The organism is Bacteroides sp. L10-4 (assembly GCF_013373675.1).
Lineage (GTDB): Bacteria > Bacteroidota > Bacteroidia > Bacteroidales > Bacteroidaceae > Bacteroides > Bacteroides muris.
Genome location: NZ_JABXJH010000111.1, coordinates 1 through 5062, shown reverse-complemented (window position 1 = coordinate 5062; position 5062 = coordinate 1). Strand labels below are relative to the sequence as shown.

Here is a 5062-nt window from a genome sequence, read left to right as displayed (position 1 = left end):
GATTCTGAAACATGGAAGAAAGGCAAAGTCGCTTGTCAAATATGGATTGGAAGAGATTTCGACCATACTTATGCGTCCGACTTATACCCCAAAATTCGATGTTTTCAAATTTTTGTCATGTACTTAAATCCAAAACAGAAAAAACAAAAAAGCTATGGGAAAAACGGATTACAGAAAACACGACATTAAGCATGGAGTCTGTACAATGAAATGAAAGCCCGCATCGTAATACCCGGAAAGTACATACTGAAATTACTCAGGGGAGAGAGTTAATAATACAAGAAAAATAGAACATTTAGCGGTAATCCCAATGAATTACCGCTATCTTTTTACTCAATACGTTTAATAACTAGAATTTCTTGTTTCTTCGCCCCTTCCACAGTCTAGTCATATCCTCCAGCGTCTTGCCTTTTGTCTCTGGTACGAGTTTCCAGACAAACAGTGCAGCTATCACACAAATGATTCCGTATAAGCCGTAGGCAAACATGTGCCCGAACTTGTCTCCCATATCTCCCAAAGTCATATTGTACATCGGCACGAAGGTGGCAGATACAATAAAGTTAAATATCCACTGGAAAGCCACGGCAATAGCTACTGCAGCACCACGAATGGTATTCGGGAAGATTTCAGCAATCAGCACCCAGCAGATGGGACCCCAACTGAACATGAACGAAGCACTATAGACCATGATGCTGACAACAGCCAACATTGGAGGAAGCCCTGCCACAACATTACAAAGGGCTACTCCGAAAGCACCTATCGCCATACCGATAGAACCCGAGATGAGCAGCGGTTTGCGTCCCCATTTCTCGACTGTAAAGACAGCCAGTAATGTAAACAGAATATTGATGATACCCATGATGACAGTCTGCACCATCGGGTTGCCCATCCCCATCGTTTCGAAGATACGCGGTGCGAAATAGAGTACGGCATTGATACCTACTGCCTGCTGGAATACGCTCAGCATGATACCGATGAAGATAACCATCCAGCCGTATGTGAAAAGTCTTTCCGTCTTTTCCTCTGCCGTAGCCTTGATTTGTGCCAGAATGACCTTTGCCTGAGCCAATCCATTGATACGGCTCAACACTTGGAGTGCCTTTTCATCCTTACCGCTCATGGCAAGATAGCGCGGCGTTTCGGGAACAAACAGTACAAGCAACGCAAAGATTCCTGCAGGAACGGCTTCGCTAACAAACATCAGACGCCATCCCGTCTCGGTGACCCATGCTGCCGCTTCGGGATTCAGAATCCGGTTAATTCCTTCAATGGCTTTTATCACCGGATTTGAATTCTCACCCAAAATGAGGAAGTTCACGAAGTAAACCACCAACTGGCCGAAAATAATGGCAAACTGATTCCATGACACCAGAGTCCCGCGAATATTGCTCGGTGCAATCTCCGCAATGTACATCGGACAAATGGCAGATGCCAAACCTACACCGACTCCTCCCAATACACGATAGAAATTGAATGCTACAAGCAGTGAATAGGAAGGGATACCATAATCAAAGAAAAGAAATTCCGGATTGTATGAGCCCAATGCCGACAGAAAGAACAAGACACCGGCTATGAAAAGAGAATTCTTACGTCCCAGATTGGATGCGAAGAACCCCGAAAGAGCACTACCGATGATACATCCGATAAGTGCGCTGGAAGAAGTGATGCCGTGAATCGCATCTGTGTAGACAAAATCAGAAGCACCCATAAAGAATGCTTGGATCCCTTTGTCGGCGCCGGATATAACTGCTGTATCGTAACCGAAAAGCAACCCTCCGATTACGGCTACAAGAACAATGGAAAAGAGGTAGAGTTTACTGCCTTTTTCTGTATAATTCATGATAATCTTGATTTAATTGATAATGGAAAATGAAGAATGGATAATTAGGATTATCGACAGTTTGGCATAGTCACTGCATGGCAACTGTCAATTCTCCTAATTATCCATTAGATTAGCAGTACATGTTTACGATTGCCTCATACAGTTCCTGCTTGCCACTGGTCTGTTTCGGCTCACCGTTAGCTTTCGCGTATGCCACCACATCTTCCAGCGTCAATTTGCCTTCTTCAAATTCCTTACCCTTGCCATTGTCGAAAGAAGCGTAGCGTTCGGCCAGCATCTTCTTATAAGGTGATTCTTCGAGCAGTTTGGCTGCGCTTTCCAAGGCACGTGCCATTACGTCCATACCGGCAATATGGGCGATGAAGATGTCTTCCAAGTCGGTAGAGTTACGACGGGTCTTGGCATCGAAGTTTGTACCACCGTTGCCGAAACCGTCGTTACGGATAATCTGCATCATGGCCTGGGTCAGTTCAAAGTTGTCGATGGGGAACTGGTCTGTATCCCAACCGTTCTGGTAATCACCACGATTGGCATCGATGGAACCGAGCATGCCGTTGTCTACGGCTACTGCAAGTTCGTGCTCGAAGGTGTGGCCTGCCAAAGTAGCGTGGTTCACTTCGATATTCACTTTGAAATCTTTGTCCAGATTGTGAGCCTTCAAGAAACCAATAACGGTCTCGGTGTCTACATCATACTGGTGTTTTGTAGGTTCCATCGGTTTCGGTTCAATCAGGAAAGTACCTTTGAAGCCACGGGCACGGGCATAGTCACGAGCAATGGTCAACATCTGTGCAAGATGCTCCTTCTCACGCTTCTGGTCTGTATTCAGCAATGACATGTAGCCTTCGCGCCCGCCCCAGAATACATAGTTTGAACCTCCCAGTTCGATGGTGGCGTCGATGGCATTCTTGATTTGGACGGCAGCGCGTGCCACTACATCAAAATCAGGGTTGGTAGCTGCACCATTCATATAGCGTGCATGACCGAATACATTGGCGGTACCCCACAACATCTTGATGCCGGTTTCAGCTTGCTTTTGCTTGGCATACGCCACAATTTTCTTCAGGTTGGCTTCGTATTCTTCAATGCTCTCGGCTTCTTCGCATAGGTCTACATCGTGGAAGCAATAATATTCGATACCCATTTTCTGCATGAATTCAAAACCGGCATCCATCTTGTTCTTGGCGGCCTGAACCTTATCTGCCTCACCGTTCCAAGGGAATTTCTTTGTCCCGCCACCGAACTGGTCACCGCCTTCTGCACAAAGAGTGTGCCACCATGCCATGGCGAACTTCAGCCATTCGCTCATTTTCTTACCCATAATAACTTTATCGGCATCATAGTAACGGAATGCCATGGGATTCTTGCTCTCTTTACCTTCGAATTTAATCTTCCCTATTCCGGGAAAATACTCTTTTGTTGCCATAAGAATTTAATGTTTTAATGTGAGAATACGCTAATGACAGACATATTCATCACGAGGTTAATTATTTAATTTATTGTTTTGATATACTAACGTAATTAATGTACCACTATGCTAATGGCCTGCGGTGTGATAGCACAACATAAACATGACGCAGTCAATTAGCATATCAGACAGTGTTTCCAGCGTGCATATGCATCGGCATAAGCCTGTCGGTCTGCCACTTTCGGCTCTATCACCTCGAGTTTCTCAAGCGTGACAAATGCTTCGTTGTTGTCTTTGTATATACCCACACCGATTCCTGCACCTTTGGCGGCACCGACAGAACCGTCGGTATCATACAGTTCAATGACAGCTCCCGTCACACCGGCCAATGTCTCGCGAAATAGCGGGCTAAGGAACATATTAGCCTTGCCGGCATGAATTTTCTGCACGGGGATGCCCATTTGCTCCATGATGTCGATTCCATATTTGAAGGAAAAAACGATGCCCTCTTGTGCTGCACGGATAATATGTTGTTTGCCGTGCTGATTGAAGTTGATGCCATGAATAGAGCAACCTATTTCCTTGTTCTCCAGCATACGCTCCGCACCGTTCCCAAAAGGCAGGATGCTGATGCCTGCACTGCCGATAGGAGCTTGTGCAGCCAGCTGATTCATATCATTGTAAGAGATGCCTTCGGGAGCAACGGTGCGCTTCACCCACGAATTGAGGATGCCCGTACCGTTGATGCACAGCAGGACGCCCAAACGGGTTTGCCCGGCAGCATGGTTGACGTGTGCAAAGGTGTTGACACGTGATTTGGGATCATAATTCACTTCACCGTTCACGCCATATACCACTCCAGAAGTACCGGCGGTAGAGGCTATCTCACCGGGATTGAATACATTGAGGGAAAGAGCATTGTTGGGTTGGTCGCCGGCACGGTAAGTAATAGGCGTACCTTCTTTCAAGCCCAGCTCTGCGGCAGCAGCTGCATTGACACGTCCCTGCTCAGAGAAAGTCGGCTTGATGTCCGCAATCAGAGAGGAGTCGAATCCATAATAGTCCATCAGAAAGTCTGCAACCCGGTTGTTCTTGAAATCCCAGAACATTCCTTCGGACAAACCGGACACGGTGGTACAGATGGTGCCACTCAACTTCATGGCGATATAGTCACCCGGCAGCATTATCTTATGAATCTTTTCGTAAACGGAAGGCTCATTTTCCTTAATCCAGGCCAATTTGGAGGCTGTGAAGTTACCTGGAGAATTCAGCAGATGTGAAAGACAAGTCTCCTCTCCCAATGTCTCGAATGCTTTTTGTCCGTAAGATACAGCTCTGGAGTCGCACCAGATAATGGCGGGACGCAATACCTGCTGATTTTTATCTACGCATACCAAGCCATGCATCTGATATGAGATACCGATTGCTTTGATGTCTTCTGCGTCTACCCCCGATTCTGCCAGTATAGCTTGTGTAGCCAGCTTTAGATTTCCCCACCAATTTCCGGGATCTTGCTCTGCCCAGCCGGGCTTTACTGCCATTATTTCCGCTTCAGTCTTGGGAAAGAAGACAGACGATACGCATTTGCCGCTTTCCGCATTTACCAGACTCGCTTTTACAGACGAGCTGCCAATGTCATAACCTAATAAATACATTCCTATCAATTAAAATTAAAGAATTAACAATTTAAGTTTCGCAAGTTCAGCTTGCTAGTTTTAATTTGTAAATATCGCATATATGGTTCATCTCTTCCGACCTGTTAATCATCACATCATAGATATCCTCATCGGCCAAACCGAAGAGGTTTGCTA

Annotated in this window: 3 protein-coding genes and 1 pseudogene; 1 reads left to right on the top strand and 3 read right to left on the bottom strand. The window is 46.0% G+C overall.

Annotated features, from left to right (window positions below):
* A pseudogene (locus HU824_RS19070) lies at nucleotides 1–127 on the top strand (IS4 family transposase); the annotation flags it as partial.
* Nucleotides 128–349: 222 nt separating this feature from the next.
* On the opposite strand, the gene xylE reads toward HU824_RS19070, so the two are convergent.
* The 3 genes from xylE to HU824_RS19055 form a co-directional block, all read right to left on the bottom strand.
* Nucleotides 350–1840, bottom strand: a complete 1491-nt coding sequence (gene xylE / locus HU824_RS19065) for a D-xylose transporter XylE (protein ID WP_136010830.1) — start codon at nucleotides 1838–1840, stop codon at nucleotides 350–352.
* 112 nt (nucleotides 1841–1952) lie between these two features.
* The gene (xylA, locus tag HU824_RS19060; RefSeq protein ID WP_176469704.1) at nucleotides 1953–3269 is read right to left on the bottom strand and encodes a xylose isomerase; all 1317 of its coding nucleotides are present in this window, start codon (nucleotides 3267–3269) and stop codon (nucleotides 1953–1955) included.
* Nucleotides 3270–3427: 158 nt separating this feature from the next.
* Nucleotides 3428–4906 (bottom strand): xylulokinase, encoded by a 1479-nt coding sequence (locus HU824_RS19055; RefSeq protein ID WP_176469703.1) that lies wholly within the window; start codon nucleotides 4904–4906, stop codon nucleotides 3428–3430.
* Nucleotides 4907–5062: the final 156 nt, after the last annotated feature.

Coding starts and splice junctions, on each gene's coding strand:
- xylE (WP_136010830.1), bottom strand. CDS start 1,840: ATGAATTATACAGAAAAAGGCAGTAAACTCTACCTCTTTTCCATTGTT.
- xylA (WP_176469704.1), bottom strand. CDS start 3,269: ATGGCAACAAAAGAGTATTTTCCCGGAATAGGGAAGATTAAATTCGAA.
- HU824_RS19055 (WP_176469703.1), bottom strand. CDS start 4,906: ATGTATTTATTAGGTTATGACATTGGCAGCTCGTCTGTAAAAGCGAGT.